The sequence below is a fragment of the Paenibacillus sp. S25 genome (genome assembly GCF_019454085.1).
Lineage (GTDB): Bacteria > Bacillota > Bacilli > Paenibacillales > Paenibacillaceae > Paenibacillus > Paenibacillus polymyxa_B.
This window is the reverse complement of the sequence record NZ_CP073683.1, coordinates 572,394-591,246: the sequence shown is the minus strand read 5'-3', so window position 1 is coordinate 591,246 and position 18,853 is coordinate 572,394. Positions and strand designations below refer to the sequence as shown.

Annotated in this window: 19 protein-coding genes; 7 read left to right on the top strand and 12 right to left on the bottom strand. The window is 44.2% G+C overall.

Features of this window, described 5'->3' with window-relative positions:
* The first annotated feature begins 167 nt into the window (after positions 1-167).
* Positions 168-695: an RNA polymerase sigma factor gene (locus KAI37_RS02615; protein ID WP_076293267.1), complete on the top strand. Its 528-nt coding sequence runs from the start codon at positions 168-170 to the stop codon at positions 693-695.
* Positions 692-1,966 carry a DUF4179 domain-containing protein gene (locus tag KAI37_RS02610; RefSeq protein WP_220030672.1) on the top strand — a complete coding sequence of 425 codons (1,275 nt, stop codon included), beginning with the start codon at positions 692-694 and terminating at the stop codon, positions 1,964-1,966. Before KAI37_RS02615 ends, KAI37_RS02610 begins: the two co-directional genes overlap by 4 nt.
* A 74-nt stretch (positions 1,967-2,040) precedes the next feature.
* Here KAI37_RS02610 and KAI37_RS02605 read toward each other — a convergent pair whose 3' ends face one another.
* The 9 genes from KAI37_RS02605 to KAI37_RS02570 all read right to left on the bottom strand — a co-directional run bounded on the left by KAI37_RS02605 (position 2,041) and on the right by KAI37_RS02570 (position 12,021).
* Positions 2,041-2,760, bottom strand: a complete 720-nt coding sequence (locus KAI37_RS02605; RefSeq protein ID WP_071639372.1) for an NAD(P)H-binding protein — start codon at positions 2,758-2,760, stop codon at positions 2,041-2,043.
* A 46-nt stretch (positions 2,761-2,806) separates the two neighbouring features.
* Positions 2,807-4,252 (bottom strand): ATP-binding protein, encoded by a 1,446-nt coding sequence (locus KAI37_RS02600; RefSeq protein ID WP_071639371.1) that lies wholly within the window; start codon positions 4,250-4,252, stop codon positions 2,807-2,809.
* 200 nt (positions 4,253-4,452) lie between these two features.
* Complete coding sequence (locus KAI37_RS02595) at positions 4,453-5,955, bottom strand: HD-GYP domain-containing protein (protein WP_071639370.1); 1,503 nt, start codon at positions 5,953-5,955, stop codon at positions 4,453-4,455.
* An 813-nt stretch (positions 5,956-6,768) separates the two neighbouring features.
* Positions 6,769-7,077, bottom strand: a complete 309-nt coding sequence (locus KAI37_RS02590; RefSeq protein WP_220030671.1) for a hypothetical protein — start codon at positions 7,075-7,077, stop codon at positions 6,769-6,771.
* Positions 7,078-7,176: 99 nt separating this feature from the next.
* Positions 7,177-7,299: a hypothetical protein gene (locus KAI37_RS26250; RefSeq protein WP_023986778.1), complete on the bottom strand. Its 123-nt coding sequence runs from the start codon at positions 7,297-7,299 to the stop codon at positions 7,177-7,179.
* Between the two features lie 339 nt (positions 7,300-7,638).
* Positions 7,639-7,968, bottom strand: coding sequence for a hypothetical protein (locus KAI37_RS02585; RefSeq protein ID WP_220030670.1), 330 nt, complete (start codon positions 7,966-7,968; stop codon positions 7,639-7,641).
* Between the two features lie 137 nt (positions 7,969-8,105).
* Positions 8,106-9,758 carry a CoA-disulfide reductase gene (locus tag KAI37_RS02580; RefSeq protein WP_220030669.1) on the bottom strand — a complete coding sequence of 551 codons (1,653 nt, stop codon included), beginning with the start codon at positions 9,756-9,758 and terminating at the stop codon, positions 8,106-8,108.
* Between the two features lie 179 nt (positions 9,759-9,937).
* Positions 9,938-11,230, bottom strand: coding sequence for a homocysteine synthase (locus KAI37_RS02575; RefSeq protein WP_023986774.1), 1,293 nt, complete (start codon positions 11,228-11,230; stop codon positions 9,938-9,940).
* Positions 11,231-11,382: 152 nt separating this feature from the next.
* Positions 11,383-12,021 (bottom strand): flavin reductase family protein, encoded by a 639-nt coding sequence (locus tag KAI37_RS02570; RefSeq protein ID WP_076293270.1) that lies wholly within the window; start codon positions 12,019-12,021, stop codon positions 11,383-11,385.
* A 98-nt stretch (positions 12,022-12,119) separates the two neighbouring features.
* Here KAI37_RS02570 and KAI37_RS02565 point away from each other — a divergent pair, with 98 nt between their 5' ends.
* On the top strand, positions 12,120-12,809 hold the full coding sequence (locus tag KAI37_RS02565) for an ArsR/SmtB family transcription factor (RefSeq protein ID WP_220030668.1): 690 nt from the start codon (positions 12,120-12,122) through the stop codon (positions 12,807-12,809).
* Between the two features lie 4 nt (positions 12,810-12,813).
* Here KAI37_RS02565 and KAI37_RS02560 read toward each other — a convergent pair whose 3' ends face one another.
* Together KAI37_RS02560 and KAI37_RS02555 are read right to left on the bottom strand one after the other, a co-directional pair.
* Positions 12,814-13,404 carry a dienelactone hydrolase family protein gene (locus KAI37_RS02560; RefSeq protein WP_071639366.1) on the bottom strand — a complete coding sequence of 197 codons (591 nt, stop codon included), beginning with the start codon at positions 13,402-13,404 and terminating at the stop codon, positions 12,814-12,816.
* Positions 13,391-14,242: an aminoglycoside 6-adenylyltransferase gene (locus KAI37_RS02555; RefSeq protein ID WP_071639365.1), complete on the bottom strand. Its 852-nt coding sequence runs from the start codon at positions 14,240-14,242 to the stop codon at positions 13,391-13,393. Before KAI37_RS02555 ends, KAI37_RS02560 begins: the two co-directional genes overlap by 14 nt.
* Before the next feature lie 178 nt (positions 14,243-14,420).
* Between KAI37_RS02555 and KAI37_RS02550 the strand changes: the two genes are divergently transcribed.
* The 3 genes from KAI37_RS02550 (at position 14,421) to KAI37_RS02540 (ending at position 16,396) form a co-directional block, all read left to right on the top strand.
* The gene (locus tag KAI37_RS02550; RefSeq protein WP_071639364.1) at positions 14,421-14,963 is read left to right on the top strand and encodes a GNAT family N-acetyltransferase; all 543 of its coding nucleotides are present in this window, start codon (positions 14,421-14,423) and stop codon (positions 14,961-14,963) included.
* Between the two features lie 17 nt (positions 14,964-14,980).
* Positions 14,981-15,346 (top strand): cupin domain-containing protein, encoded by a 366-nt coding sequence (locus KAI37_RS02545; RefSeq protein WP_025721907.1) that lies wholly within the window; start codon positions 14,981-14,983, stop codon positions 15,344-15,346.
* Positions 15,347-15,496: 150 nt separating this feature from the next.
* The gene (locus KAI37_RS02540; RefSeq protein ID WP_071639363.1) at positions 15,497-16,396 is read left to right on the top strand and encodes an alpha/beta hydrolase family protein; all 900 of its coding nucleotides are present in this window, start codon (positions 15,497-15,499) and stop codon (positions 16,394-16,396) included.
* 82 nt (positions 16,397-16,478) lie between these two features.
* Here KAI37_RS02540 and KAI37_RS02535 read toward each other — a convergent pair whose 3' ends face one another.
* The gene (locus KAI37_RS02535) at positions 16,479-17,294 is read right to left on the bottom strand and encodes a DUF2935 domain-containing protein (protein ID WP_071639362.1); all 816 of its coding nucleotides are present in this window, start codon (positions 17,292-17,294) and stop codon (positions 16,479-16,481) included.
* A 522-nt stretch (positions 17,295-17,816) separates the two neighbouring features.
* Between KAI37_RS02535 and KAI37_RS02530 the strand changes: the two genes are divergently transcribed.
* Entirely contained in the window at positions 17,817-18,770 is a 954-nt protein-coding gene (locus KAI37_RS02530) for an SPRY domain-containing protein (protein ID WP_220030667.1), read from the top strand.
* Positions 18,771-18,853 lie beyond the last annotated feature (83 nt).

The following is an 18,853-nucleotide window of genomic DNA, read 5'->3' as shown; positions in this document are numbered from 1 at the left end:
TTTTAATACACCCCATTGTGACGGTGCTATATTTTTTTATTTCCGCTGTAACCTTTAGCGCCTATGTATCATCTAACTCCTATAACCTGCTTCAAAAATAAATTCTACAAATCCAGATACAGGTACAATGATCATAGCCAGTATAGACGGGAAAGGAGCACCATCCTTTGAATCTCGAAACAAACCTACACCAAGCAAGGCAGGGGGACCGCAAGGCATTCGTCGCCTTGATGAAACATATGGAATCCGATATGTATGGCATGGCGCGTTCCATTCTTCGCAGCAATGAAGATTGCGCGGACGCGATGCAAGAGGCGATGCTCAAGGCATACCAGTCTCTGGGTGAGCTGCGTGAACCTCGCTATTTTAAAACATGGCTGCTTCGTATCCTCATTAATGAGTGCCATCAGATTATACGCAAGCAAAAACGGGTCGTCCCCGTGGCGGAATTTGTGCAGGAACCCTCCACCTTGGGCGGTTATGAGAAAATCGAACTGCGCGAGGCCATCGACCACTTGGAGGAATCCATGCGAACTGTGATTTCCCTGCACTATTTGCGGGATATGCCGATCAAAGAAATATCAGAAGTACTGGATGTATCAGAGGGGGCCGTCAAAACACGATTGCACCGTGCTCGCAGAATATTAATGGACCTGCTACAAAATCGCGGAGAAAGGAAGGTGACCTTTCAATGAGCCCTTCAGAGTTTGAGAAACAGAATCAAGAGCTGGATCAGAAATTACAATCAGAAAAAGAAAACTTGGAAGCAGACACGGTAATGATTCCTGATTTGGTAAGAGAACGCTTAGATGCATTTTACACACAAATGGTATCGGATGCGGAGCCGTTATCCAAGTCTCCTTCCTCTTCCTTACATCGACCGGTCAAAAGATTTCTTCGAGGGACAGCAATTGCCGCTGCTTCTGCGGCTGCCATTGGCATTATGATCATTGGTAGCGCCTTTGTTTCGCCTACAATGGCAGAATCATTGAAACAGGTTCCCCTTGTAGACAGCGTGTTCAAGCTTGCTGGGGATCTCGGGCTGCAAACCGCTGATCAGAAAGGGTTGGCAACTTCCTCGAATCTCAGTGTTACCCATAGCGGTATTACATTAAAGGTACCACAAATCATATTTGACGGGACACGCTTGGTCGTGGCGTTGGAAAAGAGCGGTGGAGATTCACAACATCAAACCCTATATCCGGCCATCCAAACGCAAGGACAGTCCGAGGAGGACATTCTGGAGAAAGTGGACCTGTTCATCAATGGGACATCGGTCAATAGCAATAATGGCGCCTTTAATTTCATGTATGGCCGCCCAGGCAAAGACAGTAATTCTATGCTGATTGCGTATATGCGTGACCTTGCCAGCGGTAAACCCGCCTTACCAGATCAGTTTGAGCTAGAGGTATATGCAAAGTTAAAAGGTGTAGCCGAGCCGTTTCGCATACAAACCACGGTTCACAAAACTAAAATAAATAACAAGATACTTCAGCTACAAATAAGCAAGTCTAATCCGTATCTTGCATTTACGGCAGAAAAGGTAGAAATTACACCCATCACGACCAAGATCACAACGTCGTTCAAAATGCTGACCGATATTGCACATATGCCGGATGATTACACCGTGGAGCGAGAATACAAGTACATCAAAAACGGCCAAACGATCCAGTACACCAAAAAGGAATTGGATATGGTTGAGTATGCTATATTCGACGAGCAGGGAAGAGAACTCCAGCTCCTGAGCGGCTCTGGAGTTCCCCTTACCAAAGAACGTGACAGCAAAATGATCACCCTGTTTACTCCTTATGTGGACACTCCCCAGAAGATCATTTTCAAGCCTTATATATTGCCAACACAACCAGGAGGTAATGCCCTGCTCGATGCTAATGGCAACTGGACACGCCATTACATTGATGAATTAGAGATTACGATAGATGTGTCGCAAAATACAAACCATCAATAAAACACAAAAACGCCGCTATTGTCCGAATCATTGGGCAACAGCGGCGTTTTTGTCATTTTAATCCTGCCATGGTTTTACACGTACTCATCAGGAGCCGTTCCTGTACCAGGTTCCTCATCATCGGATGTTAGCTCTGCACCGATGACCCGAATGATGTCGTTCGGATAAATATGTACTCCGCTCGCCTGCGCAAGAGCGATTCGTACCATGGCTCGTGCGATGACCGAGGCCGGGATAGCACGGTAGGAAGCCAGCTTGCCCGTCATTAGACCGTCCAGCGCTTTCATGACAACAGCGGCAGCGGCTTCGCCCAAACGTCGTTCAGGTCTCGCACCCAAAATCAGCGACGGACGGAACAAATGCAGCGCAGGCAGCCCGATAGCGGCAAGCGCCTCTTCAGCCTCACCCTTGGTGCGGTTATAAAACACGCGTGAAACTGGATCGGCCCCCATCGCTGAGATAGCTAGCATCTGTACAGCACCAGCCTCTTTGCCCAACTGGGCAGCCAGCACCGGATAGTCCAGATCCACCTGACGAAACTGCTCCTTGGAGCCAGCCTTTTTCATCGTTGTCCCAAGGCAGCAAAAAACATCATCCACCCCTTCGAAGGCAAACGCCGCTTTCTGTGGCTGTTCCCAATCGATGAGCGCCTGTTCCAACTTGGGATGCTTGATGTCCAACGGACGTCTGCCCATAACCATGACGCGGTTGTATTCCTTTTGCACCAGCAGCTCTCGTACAACATAACCCCCGACAAGCCCTGTTGCACCCACAACGACCGCTTTACGTTCCATGATAGACCTCCTCTGTGCCATAACGCTCCTGCTCCTACAATTGCGATTAGGTTAATTTAAAGGGTTGTTCGTCCGCCTCCTTATTTTCGGACGGACACATCGGTAGGTACAGAGAAAACGTACTTCCCTTACCCTCCTCACTTTCCAAACGGATAAACCCGCCCAACAAGCGGGAAAAATCACGGCTAATGGACAATCCCAAACCGGTTCCTCCATATTTACGATTAATGGAACCGTTCGCCTGCTGAAATGCCTCAAAAATAACGTGTTGCTGAAGCTTGGAAATACCGATGCCCGTATCTTTTACAGCAAATACAACCCAATCTCCCTCTTGTCCCTTTTGATCCAGATGCTGTGTACTCATTTCTAGCAATACACGTCCTTCATGAGTGAACTTAAAGGCATTGGACAATAAATTACGCAAAATTTGCTGTACACGTTTGGAATCGGACCGAATTTCATTCGGTATAGGCTCATGCTCCTTTAAGCTGAATTCCAGGTTTTTATCCTTCGCAGTGACTTCAAAATGCATCATCATCACCTGCGCAATCTCACGCACATTGACTGGCTCACTTACAATTTCCATGTGCCCAGCTTCGACCTTGGACAAGTCCAAAATGTCGTTAATCATTTGGAGCAAATCATGCCCCGAGGCATAGATGAGATCGCTGTATTGGTATAACTCGTCCTCATCCAATTCTTTTCCCTGCTCGTTGATAATCTGCGCCAGATTAATGATGCTGTTAAGAGGTGTACGTAACTCATGCGACATCGTTGCCATAAAATCCGATTTATATTGGGAAGCCATCATCAGCTGCTTGGCACGTTCCTCTAGAATGACCTTTGCCTTCTGCAACTCATCTCGCTGCTCTGATAACAACTCATTCGCCTGCTTAATCTGATGATTCCGCTGTTGCTCCATCTGAAAGTCCCGTAAAATCAGGGCAAATAAAAAACTGAGGACGATGCCGATTGGCAGTGTAAGAGGAACAACCTCCGCTACATAATAGCGCCAAGGGATGACACCCAGACAGGCAATATTTAACGTATTTACGATATTAACCACTAAAATGGTCACTGATGCCTTAATAATCAAACGCCAGGTGGAACGGCGCATCCAGTAGTTCAATCCGGCGCACAGGACGCCCAGAATGCTCATATTCAAAAAGCCGACCCACGCCGCCATATTCAAACCGAAGGTAAACCTCGTAAGTCCGATTGCGACCCCAATAATAATAAGCGTATAGGAGCGGGGATACACCAATGCCGCGATAATCAGCGGTACGAAACGCAAATCAAAAATAACCGTTTCACTAAAGTTAAAACCAAAACAAGAGCTGACCCATCCACCAAATATCACTAGCAGCACCGAGTTGACATATTTGAACCGCGAAGAAGTACGACTCAAACCATATTTATAAATCACGTTCGCCACATAGGCAACGGCAATCAGCATCCCTAAATTCATTAAAAACATCATTGAAAATTGCATGGACTCACACTCCCATAGCGCAAAAAATTGGATGCCAGGCCTATGTTAACCGCATTTGCCTTTCTTGTACATCATAACATGAAGCCCCATCTTTCGACATGTCAAAAGATCTTACATCCGTATATGAGGATTTTGCAAAATCCTGATATATAAAAAAGCGAACCTCAATGGCTCGCCCTGTTGTGCTGATATATACAAAGTCAGCTTGTGATGCCTTTGTTCCGGCGCCACTCCTTGACAAATAATTCGGCAAAATAAGGGTCCCATTGGGTTCCCTTTCCCTCTTCCAATATCATAACCGCCTTCTCTTCCTTCATACCTTTCCGATAGGGACGATCAGACGTCATCGCATCATAAGCATCTGCTACAGCAATGATTCGCCCAAATAAGGGGATATCTTCCCCAGCGAGCTGGTCAGGGTATCCCTTGCCATCATAACGTTCATGGTGCGAGCGCACGCCAGGCAAATAAGGGGCCATAGCATAAGCTGGTTCAACTTGCCGGAGAATGCTCTCTCCCATAACCGGGTGCATTTTAATCTGATCAAACTCCTCGTCCGTCAGCTTGCCGTCCTTGAGCAGCACAGCGTCAGCCACACCGATTTTACCGATATCATGCAGCAAAGCTGTTTTGCGCAGCAAGTCGAGGTCTGTCTCATTCAAACCTCCCTTGCGCCCAATGAGTACGGAGTATTCAGCTACACGCAAAGAATGTCCTGCGGTATAGGCATCTCGCGCATCTAGTGCTGCCGCCAAGGTCGCAAAGTAACTGTCCAATAGCTGACCGTTCTTTTCTTCCCGTTCCTTCAGGCCCTCGATCATCATGTTAAAGCCTTCAACCAACTCGGCAAATTCGTCGGAGTACAAGTCGCTGGCATTACTGTTCAGGCGGCCTTCCCTCACTGCATTCATTTTTTCCAGCAGGTGGTGGATCGGCTGTTCTATCTCACGGGTCAACAACCTTCCTCCCAGATAAGCAAAGGCTACACCAAAAATTAAAATCGTACCCGCCCATGCCCAATAGGAACTTGAATCCGTCGCCTCCAAACGTTCCAGGCGAATCTGTGTAGCTAAACAAAATAAAAACAGAGGAAAAGCACCAATGAGCGTCGCACTTAACTGAAATTTATGCCGAAGCGATAGTAGAACTCGTCCTCGCAGGGAGAGGTTCAATCCATATTGCTGGTAAGTTCGATCACGAATTTCCTCCAGCAACGGCTTGATTGCTCTCATGGTCAGAAAAAATTCAACCAATGCGTGCATCGAAGCAACCAGACAAGCTCCTATACAGGCGATTCCTACATAATATAAGGGAAAGGTAAGTTGTCCAGTATGTATCATCCATAAGGCAATAATGGCTGCCGGGATAGAGAAACCCAACAAATGCGGTCCAACAATACGTAAAACGGACAAATTAGGCAGCTGATGAACCCGGATATACACCGCTTCTACATCCTTGAGCGTTTCCTGGTTACCGTAAAAAAAACGATGAACCGGTCTCAAATGCATTCGAAACACTATGGTTTCACAAGCAATCATAATGACGCTGGAAAATGCAATAATTTTAACAAGACCCAGAATTTCATAGTGGGCTACATTTAACGTGGAAAATACAAAAATCATACCTACCAACAATACAGCGATAAACGAACCTATAATATAGTTCAGGATAACATGCTGAATAAAGCGCTTATAGGTCGGCAAATTGCTACCCCTCTTTTCATCCGTACACTCTAAAATATCTTGTGTATTCAATATCGGAGTCCAACCATCAAAAGTTTACCTTCTTGCTTGAGCATTTTACATAAATACAGAGGACGGCTTTCGATCCGCAATGTATAGCTAGGAAAACATGCTGTCGTCTATCAGATCTCGCGGGGGACAGGCATCAAACGATGGATAAAAGACCATGATCTTATCAACATTTTTTCCAGTCTATAATCAAAGAAACCAAAAATACCTTGTGTTTTAGAATCATTCTTGCTATACTATTAAAGTATGTATATGTATTAACCCCATAAGATTCCACGCAACAAGCTATTACTCCTAATCACCGTATGGAGCTTCTCCAAATTTTATGTATAACCCTAATGTAGAATTTTGAGCTTTTGCCGAAGATTTTCACATTCACACTGGCGCGGTCATCGGAGCCGCAAGGACGAAAGAGAGGTAGGGCTTTTGTCGTTTGGAAAATGAAGTGGAATCACACTGCCCCTTATGAACATGCTGACCATATAATGCAAGGTAGCAGGGGTTGAATATATATTATGCCATCAAACGATGAAGTTTGAGCAGGCCGTGCAGTATATGCAAACTGCACCCATCCTCCGGATGATCCCCGGGGGATTTTTCATATACATAAGCGTATCTATAGACAAAAAAGTGGCCCTGCCGATACATCGGCAGGGCCTATAGCTTGATCAAAAAGGGGTTAATAGGGTCATTATAGTCTCGCTTTCTTAAAACTAAATGATATGCACCTTAAAAACTCATTAATTTTCCAGTTTTATATCCCTTCTAATAATTCGTCCAATATTCTGTACCATCGGGCGGCATCGTTTGCGTAGTGGAACGTCTTGTTTCCGCTTGGGTGCGCCTTTGGGCCGAGGGACGCTCCCACCCTTCCAGTAAAACAACATGCTGGGTACCCGAATTGTTTTCCCAAGTGATGTAGCGCTCCTGTTCCATATGCCGCAAAGCGACTGTAATTTCAGCGTCTCGCTTGCCCGTTTTTACGGTCAATTCCGCCATTGTGGGCATGTGGCGATGCTGGGCGAAATAATTATACAAAATACGTAGCAGCTTCCGTTCCAAATCTGGCAACATCGTTTTCCCTCCCACAAAGAACATATGTTCCCATTATAACATATAAAAATGCACCCTCCTACTGGAAGATGCATGCGGGCTTGTATGCCCATGCTGAATTTAGTTTTTTTCCTTCTCCTGACGACCAACAGAGCGCAACCACCAGGCGATTCCACCCACACTTCCAAGTGCCAGAACCGTTAAGAAAATAATATAGAACAAATGAAATGCACGATCACTCATGGCAATCGCCTCCTTACTTTATGTATACACTTTCCAGCTAAGCCTGTAAACCTCTTTTTAGTCCCACATTCTAAATTTCCCCAAGAACTCGACAATAGATACTTGCTTGAGATCCATCGGTGCATACTAACTAAAAGTGGTTAATACCAAATATGAGACAGACCAAGGAGGTTATCGAATATGAAATTCCTATTGATCGTGATCATCGTCGTGCTGATCGTTGTGTTGCTTATGAGAAGACGCAGATAAGCGGAGACATCCTGCATGGTTAAAAAAGAATACAAAAAGGGCTTTCGGCACATCACCGAAAGCCTTTATTCATCTGAGGTTAAGGCTAAATTACGCCTTGTTCTTCTTGTTATATTTAATAAAAGCAATTACAAGCGCTACAGCAAACAATATTCCGCTGACCACCCATGTTGTCAGAAATGCCATACCCAAACCGACATTAGACCCCATCGTCGGGTGATTCATGGCAGTAAACACTGATCCCTGCATCATAAATATGGTACAGAACAAAACAACGGGCGCTAAAATAATCGTGCTTGCTGTCTTCCGAGTACCAGATACTGCGATCACACACAGAGCGGTAATCACCAAGATCACCCAATATATAACTGCTTCCCAAATCACTGAAGTGCCCACCTGTTCAACCTCTTTTCTATCCATTCGTATATGCCTCTTCTATTGTAACAGACGTCACACAGTGAACCAAGCCATAATTTGATCAGAAAAGGGGTAAACCCTACGGATAACGTAAATAATGTACAGTAGCGATCCTACACCAAAGACATGAAAGGAAATGTTCACTCACGTTCAGCCATAACCGAATACGTCTTATAGCCACCATCAACGTTCCTCACCCGATAACCGTATTGGGTCAAAATTCGGGCCGCAATATAGCCTCGCAGACCGACTTGGCAGGATACCGCGATCTCCAGATCACTAGGGATTTCTGCCATCCGCTCTCTAATCTCGGCCAGAGGAATATGAATCGAACCTGGAATGGCCCCCGCCTGTAGCTCCACCGCATCCCTAACATCAATAATAAGACCACCATTACGGTGAAAATCATCAACTTCATGCCACTGTATCGTATGGACCAGTCCATCCATGATATTCGAAGCCACGTAACCCGCCATATTCACAGGGTCTTTTGCTGAAGAATAGGGAGGTGCGTAAGCAAGTTCAATATCAGCCAGTTCACGGACGTTCAACTGACCACGAATAGCCGTTGCAATGACATCAATCCTTTTGTCTGCACCATCAGCTCCAACAGCCTGCGCCCCGTAGATCATTCCGTTCTCGGGATGAAAGAGCAGCTTCATAGCGATGGGTGATGCGCCAGGATAATAACCGGCATGCGAACCAGGATGAATATGAACAGCCTGATAAGGAACGCCCAGCCGCTGTAATGTTTTTTCATTATTACCTGTAGAAGCTGAAGTCAATGCAAAGGTCTTAATTACGGATGTTCCGAGCGCCCCATCATAAGATATTGCCTGACCGTTAATATGATCCGCTGCCAAACGCCCCTGACGATTGGCTCCCCAGGCTAGCGATACCATCGTTGCAAACCCATGATTGCGGTCTTTGACCTGAATGGCATCCCCCACCGCATAAATGGCCGGATCGCTGGTTTGCAGTTGGGCGTTCACCTGAATAGCGCCGCGAAAACCAAGTTCCAATCCGCTTTGTTTGGCCAACTCATTTTCAGGAACAACACCGATCGCCAGAATAACCATGTCCGTCTGAAGCATACCCCCGGAAGTCAAACGAAGTTGGGTACCCTGCTCTTCAAAAGCCGTGACTCCCTCCTCTAAACGCACCTCCACCCCGTTCAGCCTCATATGCTGTTCTACCAATTTGGCCATTTCAGGGTCCAGCGGATTCAATAATTGTTGGCCCATGTCAATAATGGTTACTGCAAGTCCACGCTCCCGCAAATTCTCGGCCATCTCCAGCCCAATAAATCCAGCTCCGATCACCGTGACATGCTTTGGATGCCTTTCATCTACATATGCCTTAATAACGTCCGTGTCATGAATGTTTCTTAATGTAAATAAATTCATAGCTTCATGTAATCCAGGAATGTCCGGTATCATCGGTTTGGCTCCTGGCGACAATACCACAATATCGTACGGCTGCTCATCTGTTTCACCTGTAATCATATCGCGGAAATGGACGAGCTTCTGCTCGCGGTCTATTTGTATCACTTCTTTCAGTACCCGTACATCTATATTAAAACGGTCTCTTATCCCTTGAGGTGTCTGGAGAAACAGCTTCTCCCGCGCATGGATTGTCCCGCCAATATAGTAGGGAAGGCCACAGTTTGCAAAAGAAACATGCTCTCCGCGTTCAAACAAAATAATCTCATCTTCCTCATTCCATCTACGCAATCTCGCAGCAGCAGAAGCTCCACCTGCTACCCCGCCAATAATAACTATTTTCCTACCCATTTCTTCCCCTCCTCATATACCCTACGGGGTATAATATATACCTATGGGGGTATATTGTCAATACGAAAAAAAGACGGAGGTTGCCCCCCGCCTGATAAACATTGAACGAATACTGATATGGGTCGAAAAATCACTTGCGAATGCTTCACACTTAGTCTAAGAAGGATCTACTGCTGCTACTACTGCTGGCTGGCCGCGATCGCCTGCTCCAGATCGTACAATATATCGTCTATCGCTTCTGTCCCGACAGATAGGCGTAACAGCTCTGGTTTGACTCCGGCAGCAACCTGTTCTTCCACATTCAACTGCTGGTGCGTTGTGCTTGCCGGGTGAATAATCAAAGACTTGGAATCACCTACATTCGCCAAATGAGAAAATAACTTTACATTCGCAATTAGCTTGCTTCCCGCCTGGCTTCCACCTTTAATACCAAAGGTCAGGATTGCTCCTTGTCCTTTCGGCAAATACTTTTGAGCTAATTCATAGGACGGATGGCTCGGCAACCCGGTGTAGCTGACCCACTCCACATCCTTGTGGCCTTCGAGATATTGCGCTACCTTCAAGGCATTTTGACTATGTCTTTCCAACCGCAGATGAAGTGTCTCCAAGCCCTGAAGCAGCAGCCATGAATTGAACGGAGAAATGGCCGCTCCCAAGTCCCGCAGCAATTGAACCCGTGCCTTGATAATATATGCGATAGGTCCCACCGCCTCGGTATAAACAACTCCATGGTAGCTCGGGTCCGGCTCAGTCAGTCCTGGGAAACGACCACTCGCTTTCCAATCAAACTTGCCGCTGTCCACGATCACCCCACCAATAGACGTACCGTGTCCGCCAATAAACTTCGTTGCAGAATGCACGACAATGTCCGCTCCGTATTCAATAGGACGCAACAAGTAAGGACTTGGGAACGTGTTATCCACAATCAGCGGAATACCATATTCGTGCGCAATCGCCGCTACAGCTTCCACATCCAGCACATTGCCCTGTGGGTTACCAATCGTTTCGGCAAATAATGCCTTCGTTTTATCCGTAATGGCTTTGCGGAAGTTCTCTGGATCATCCGAATCAACAAAATGCACTTTAATGCCCAATTTCGGTAGTGTTGTAGAAAATAGATTATATGTACCACCATACAGACTGGAGGCCGACACAATTTCATCCCCAGCTCCAGCAATGTTCAGGATGGAGAAGGAAATCGCCGCCGCTCCCGAAGCCGTTGCCAACGCGCCAGCCCCGCCTTCCAGTGCTGCGATCCGTTGCTCGAATACATCCGTGGTCGGATTCATCAGACGCGTATAAATGTTGCCGAATTCTTTGAGCGAGAACAAATCAGCCGCATGCTCCGCATCCCGAAATCCATATGAAGTGGTTTGATACAACGGAACGGCGCGTGCAAAGGTAGTAGGATCAATTTGTTGTCCGGCATGGACAGCGAGAGTTTCGAATGACAGCTTGCGTTCTTCTGACATGGTTATTTCCTCCCTTGTTATACGTGCTGTATGAATCGTCTCTTCCTGTATGCGTACTCATGGATGATTTTTCAATCATTCTCGCACAAAAAGAACGATTTGGGAAGATAATTCTTATTATTCAGGTAGGATATTATAATTTTATTAAAATATCAGGTTTCAGATCGGAAGGTTTTGCCCAAATGCTCCCCCAAACCAAAATAATGACGGAAATTATAGATGAGTGGGCTCCACTTTGTCGGATCAATATGGTTCTCACCGAGGATGATATCCTGATGAACATGCACCTGTATGGTTTGAGTTTCGACGATCGCAAAATAAGAAGAATGGTTAGGGATTCTCACATCCTTCACCTTAGCTTCAATTTGAATAGGGCACTCCCTGATTCGGGCGGGCTTGACCCTATTCGACTCCATCGAAGTTAGTCCGCTGATCTCATACTTATCTTTATGGTACATAAATCCATGTTCCTTCTTTTCCGCTGGAACAGGATTCTTGCCTGTATAAGGAGCCAAACGTTCTACATTTTCCCACATCGAAGGTCCCGGGACGTTGATTACACATTCGGGATGGTGCTTCATATTTTCAAATACTTTGCCACCTATTCCAATACCTAGTACCACACAATCTCCTAATGCCCACGAAGAGGAAATGGGGCTAATATTAGTCGTTCCATCCTCATTCAGCGTATTGAGTAAAATCACAGGGGTTCCGTAATATAAAATGCTAGGGTTAATCGTTTTAACGTCTGAACTATAATTCATCTCATTCATCTGATTTATTGGGTTCATTATCTCTTCTCCTTCTATTCAGATCTGCCTCCCTATTGTAAAATATAAATATTTCAACCTTCATCGAAGTATGGATTACAAAGGGGGATAACCGTGCCATGAGCACCAAGTCAAATGTAGCCATGATTGCTTCTCTTGTTAGCGAGCCTTCCCGTGCAGCTATACTCACCGCTTTATTAGACGGCAGGTTCCACACGGCAAGTGAATTGGCCCATATGGCAGGCATTAAACCGCAAACGGCCAGCTTCCATCTGGCTAAAATGACCGAGGCACAAGTCGTTACTGTGGAAAAACAAGGGCGTCACCGTTACTATGGCATTCAAGACCCCGAAGTTGCCCGGGTGATGGAATTATTTTTATCCATAGCCCCGTCTGTCCCTATCCATTCATTCAAACATGCCTCCGAAAACGAGGCCCTACGGTTGGCAAGAACTTGCTACGATCATGTTGCGGGTCAATTAGGCGTGCAGCTCATGAGTTTTTTCATTCAAAAGGGGATTCTTTCCGAAGATCAGGACGGGCTTCATATCACGGAACAAGGAGAGACTTTCTTCACTGACTTTCAGATTGACCTTAAAAAAACAAGACAAAAGCGCCGCTCCTTCTCACATAAATGCCTGGATTGGAGTGAACGACGCCATCACCTTGCAGGTGCTTTAGGAAGTGCACTTCTGGACAGATTATTCGAATTAAATTGGATCGAGCGTCTGCCCACAACCCGAGCAATACGTGTTACAGCCGATGGTAAAAGAGGTTTTAAAGAGATATTTTCGATAGAGGTTAACTAGATCATCATAGTTTTAAGAACTCTACCATTTCTTTAAATGATTGCTGAGCTGAGTGCACGTTATATCGGGGAGAGTACGGGTCACTGAATCCGTGCTGTCCACTGAATTTATGTACCCGGATATTACGGTTGTCTAAAGTTGAAATGAGCTCATCCACATTAAATGATGGTTCTTCCTGTGGGAAAAAAAGCAGTATTGGACAATGTGGAGCTATTTCTAAATAATTTCGAATACGAGAGCCATAGTATCCTACGATTCCATCAACATACTTTTCTTTACTACACAGCCAGGCAATCGTTGCCCCTATGCTAAAGCCGACGATAAATACCTTTTTATAACGAGCTCGAATACTTAATAATAAACTTTCGATATGATAGAAAGCGCGGTCAAATCCTATATTATCCATAAAATTAGTGTAGGCAGTTTCCTCTTGCGAATAGTCATAAGGCGTTTCCTTGTCTAGTAAACTTGGACAAATGACGTCATAACCCTGATCTGATAATAAACTGCAAAAATTTTGTATATGCTGATTAATTCCATAAATCTCATGCAGCACAACAATTAGGGTGTCCGACTTTTTATCAATGCTTATCATATTGTCCCCCAAACCAGGTTTGGATATGGGAAAACAAGTCATTCGGATACACGTATTTATACTTAGCTGCCACTTCCGAGGATAACCGATTGAACAACTCAAAGGATACGATCAGTGCTTCCCAACTATGATTGGGGTCGTATTCCCCAAAAGATTTTTTCAAATCAGCAACGACATCTTGATCAGCCCATTCATTCAAGAATTTCCCTGCATGCCAAGTATCATATTCCGATCCATGTACAGCTTTTGCATGCCATTCTATCATTTGCAGCAATAATTGTTTACAGTCCGTATCTCTTTGCTTAGCTACCCACAGATCATTGCGCAAAATTTGTTTAGCCACATATAGAGAGGCGAAGCAATACATATTAACAACCTGTAGATAAGCACCTTCAGATATCGGAGGAGTATCCGGGATCGTACTGGTTTGAGGAATGATTTGATTTCCATTCCCCGTCTTATCGAGCAGCATCCTAACCCCACGCTGAAACCCCTCAGGAATATGCCCCTTTTTGATTATATGATCCAGATCAGAAGTATGACGGAATAGAAAATCAACCTCAGCCCCTTGGTCAAAGAGAACTAGTTTTTCTGGATCTCCTTTTGCCGTTCGAAACATAAAGCTGGTCCAAACCTTGCCGATGTTTAGTAACCAATGATCATTTTGAAGATAGTAATCTGGATTCGTTGAAAAGACGACTACATCCAAGTCAGAAAACTCATCAAAAGGTTTGTCCTCTCTTGCACGGGACCCAACGATATAAACCGCAATAATTTCTTCATTAGAGAGTCCCCATTCGGATATGCGCTCCTCGAGCACTTCGTAAGCATTATTCATTACAATATATTCTCCTTTTTTTAGAAAACATTATATCCCTTCCAATAATTACGGTATATATTTTTTAGTTAACATTCAAAGGAATGCTTCCTGATATACACCATTCGTCAAATCAATTTCCCAGTCTTCAGCCTGTGATATAATTCTTTCAATATTACAGTTTGGAAGGATGGTGCAGATGTTGGAGCAGCCAGTATACATCCGGTTCTCTGAGGAGACGGACGCCGCAGAATTGACAGCAATGTACAAGCGCAATCGGGAATTCTTTGAGAAGTTTTCGCCAAACAACCAAGAGAAGTACTATACGGAGGAGCACCAGCTCCAGACGATTATTAAGAGCAAGGCCGACATGATGGAGGACCGGAAATATTCCTTCGTGGTATGTCACAAGGAGGACGACCGGATTATAGGCAGCATAGATCTATCTTTTGTGGTGAGGGGACCGCTTCAGAGCTGTATGATCGGATACAGCCTAGACCAAGCATATAACGGCAAGGGCTATACGACGGAGGCGGTGAAGCAGGTGGTCCGCTATGCTTTCGATGAGCTAAAGTTTCACCGGATCTTCGGGGAAGCCTCTCCTCGGAATCCAGGATCCATCCGTGTGCTTGAGAAGGCTGGCTTTCACAAAGAAGGCATCTCTCGAAGCAACGTAAAGATCAACGGAAAATGGGAGGATCACCAGGTTCTGGCGATTATAAATCCGTCTGAGGATATCTAGTTTAAAAGGAGGATATTATGAAGTATCAATCAATCAAACTGAATGAAAAGTTATCTAAGTTTAGTGATCATTGGTCTCCGAAAGTTATTGGTGAAATGAATGACTATCAATTTAAATTGGTGAAAATAGTTGGGGATTTTGTATGGCACGATCATCAAGATACCGACGAGGTCTTTATTGTACTTGAAGGCGAGATGTTCATTGATTTTAGAGATGGACGGGTACAGGTTTCTCAGGGAGAAATGTTTATTGTACCTAAGGGGGTCGAACACAAGCCATTCGCACATCAGGAGTGCCATATCATGCTAGTAGAGCCGAGAGGTGTAGTAAATACTGGAGGAGCAGAGTCAGAATTAACGGCAGTCAATGATATTTGGATTTGAATATTTAACAATAATTAAAAGATAGTGAACAAGAGAAATTGAAGCTGCTCGAAGATGTAGTGGTATACACTCGGCAGCTGTCTATTTTTTCATTAAGCAACGGGCAGGAGGATAGTTAAACAAAAATTCGAGAAAGGAAAGGTATGATGGATGATAAGAAACGCAGGATTTAAGAATAGTTATGCAGGATGGCGAGAAGTAGAAATAAAGGATTCCTCCCTAGGCATTACATTTCCCATGATGGTAATGTATCCAGCGGACGAACCCGAACAAATAGAGCGATTGGGTCCATACCAGTTAGAGTTGGCGAGAGAGGCAGATCTATCAGAAGGAAGATTCCCTTTGGTTATCATCTCTCACGGTACTGGCAGTACGCCGCTTGTGTATCGGATTTTGGCGCAGCATTTAGCACGCAATGGTTTTATTGTCGGCATTCCACAGCATCCATTTAACAATCGAAATGACAATAGTTTGGAAGGAACAGCACAGAATCTTACCTATAGACCTAGACACCTTAATATGGTCACCGACTGGTTTTTCGATAGTATGCTGTTCAAGGACAAATTAATACAGAATGCTGTGTCTCTCATCGGACATTCCATGGGCGGTTACACGGCATTAGCGGCGGCGGGTGGCGTGCCGACTTCTTTGCCTCACGAGACCTCGGACGGAAAGCCCCAGCTTATAGAGGTTACACCAAATTACCGAGTAAAATGTCTCGTTTTACTAGCGCCAGCGTCGGTCTGGTTTCGAGCTGAAGGTAGCTTGCGTGCGGTTAATCTACCTATCTTAATGATGGATGCAGAGAAGGATCAGTACACTCCTTCTTTACACGCTCGTTTAATATTGGATGGCGTGCCAGATCCTAAGAAGGTGCAATACAAAACAGTAAAAAACGCCGGACATTTCTCCTTTCTGAGTCCTTTCCCGGAATCGATGAGGACTCCGGCCTTTCTCCCATCGCAAGACCCTCCCGGCTTTGATCGCGAACATTTCCATAAGATGCTTAATGCTGACATATTGGATTTTCTATGTACTCATACACGTTAGTTGGATTACAACAGCGGCTGTCTAAAACTTTATTTTTCGAGTCTTGGTCTGCCGCTGTTTGATTTTTTGTCCACTTTAAAGTTTAGTGCATGATTTCTCTCTTGTTCACCTTAACACCTGATAAGGATTGATCAAACATATCGAGAATAAAAAGGAACCTCTCAGCTTCACGAAATACATGATCGGCCAATAAAGGATGGATAATGCTTTTTATTCGGCACTCATCGATTAAATCACGCGCTGTTTTCTTAAAATCACGCAAAGACTTCACAGAGACACGGTTCTCATCAACAAATTGACTCAGGAGTGGAACGGTTTGTGACTGTGGCCGCATATGACTTAGGTCAATCGCTTGAAACATCAGCATATCAAAATCATTACTAAACTCCCTCGCTTGTTCAACCAGTTTACGTTCGGATGGATCAAGCAAATGGCCTATAAATTTTGCGTGATCGGCCATGATTTTTAAGAAAAATACATTTTCATCAATAATTGCATCGGGTAATGGTTCAAGCTTTCCTGAATTGAGTTCTCCTAAACGATTTCTGAAATAATTGGCTTCCCGGCTTACGTGATCTACCAGTAAGGGAAAATTGGTTTGCCCAGGAAGCTTGCATTGTAATATAAGACCCAATACCATTCTCTTAAATGCCCAAATATTTGTCGCTGCATTCTGAACTTCCGTATTAAACTCTTTGATTGTATAAGGATCTGTCTCGATATTAAATTCATACGATCTTTTCTCAATATCCTCAAAAATAGCGTAAAACTGATTGGCTTCTGTTTTAAGTTGAGTATCTTCCGCTCTAAAACCTAACCCCAGAAAAAAGGAATGCTCCTTCATAATCCTGGACCAAAATCGTATTTCATCTAATGAGCGTGAAACGAATGCATCCAATCATATCCCTCCTCTATGTGAGCAAAAAAGCACTTACTTAGTCATATGGGATATGCCTTGTCATTATGAATATCGAATCCCACGCCTCATACAATCTAATTCCGAAGTTGAGCTATTGAGACTCGTAACTCTGTTGCCTTATCTATGTACGTGAAATATTTCTCTATACTGGCTATTGACCGTCGGAGTTATTAATCATTCCGGGCCCTCTCCTGATACTAGGTCTATTCGAAATTCAAGCTGGTCTCACATAAAAATTTCACCCGCTATCTTAACTGATTCTGGCTTAATCTCCTGTACTGCTCCTCCAAAATTCTCAAATGACAAGCATAATCGGATGTTTCTTTGAAACCTCCAATCTAATGACTAGGGCCTTTATACTCTCGATGACCTACGTTCCCCTGAAACAAATTAAATTCCATAATAATACTCATATTTGAATTTATATCATTTAATGTTTGGACAATTCTCCCAATCTAATTCTATAATTCACTTGTTATTACATATATTTAGGAGGAAGTCATGAACAATATTATATTCAAAAAACTAGGAACAATAGTGTTAGCTCTTCTCATTGGAGCTTCGATGTTCTCATTGTTCCCTACAGTTACAAAAGCTGAGACTACTAATGTGACCTGGTCAGATGGATCTTTAACAAAAACAATTCCTGAATGGAATCAAACCGATATTGCTAATGTAGGTAAAAGCTCAGGGAAATGGTATTGGGAAGTAACCCTTAATAAAGGAAGCGGCGATATTGGAGTCGCAAATTCAGACAAGAAAAAACAAATCAGGTACACTGGTTCTCATGGAGACAGTCATGGTCCTACGAGCCAATCTTTTGGCACAGGAAATTATAATTACGGGGCCGTTTATACAGTAAATGATGTCATTTCGGTCGCTTTAGATCTAAGTAATAACACAATAACCTTTTACAAAAATGGAGTTTCACAAGGTATTTCTAAGTACACTCCTTCTTTATTAGGCGATACTGTATATCCCTACATAAGAAACGATCAATTAAATGGTTCTGTTGTATATACTGCTAATTTTGGAGCAAGTGATTTTAAATATCCTATTCCTGAAGGATTTTTGCCTTATCAAGAATCGGGTACATCTACAACACCAGACCCGTCTACTACACCAGATCCATCTACAAAGCCTGATCCATCTACTACACCAGATCCGTCTACAACACCGGATCCGTCAGATACCGATGGGGCCTCCCAACCAACTGGTGATCGCGCCATTCTGACTGTAACGATGGACAATGGGTTTGATAAAGAATTCGATTTGAGTAAAAAAGAACTGAATGCCTTCATCGCGTGGTATGACGCTAAAGATGCTGGTAGAGGTGCTTCTTTCTTTGCCATTGACAAGCACAATAACAACAAAGGTCCATTCAGCAATCGCAAAGACTACGTAATCTTCAACAAAATTCTCACATTTGAAGTAAGCGAATATTCAACTAAATAAACATGATGAAGGACTTCATATCGGCTAACATGCCAGTGAGGTCCTTCTTTACATTAACTTTAATCTCGAAATCACGCCTAAAC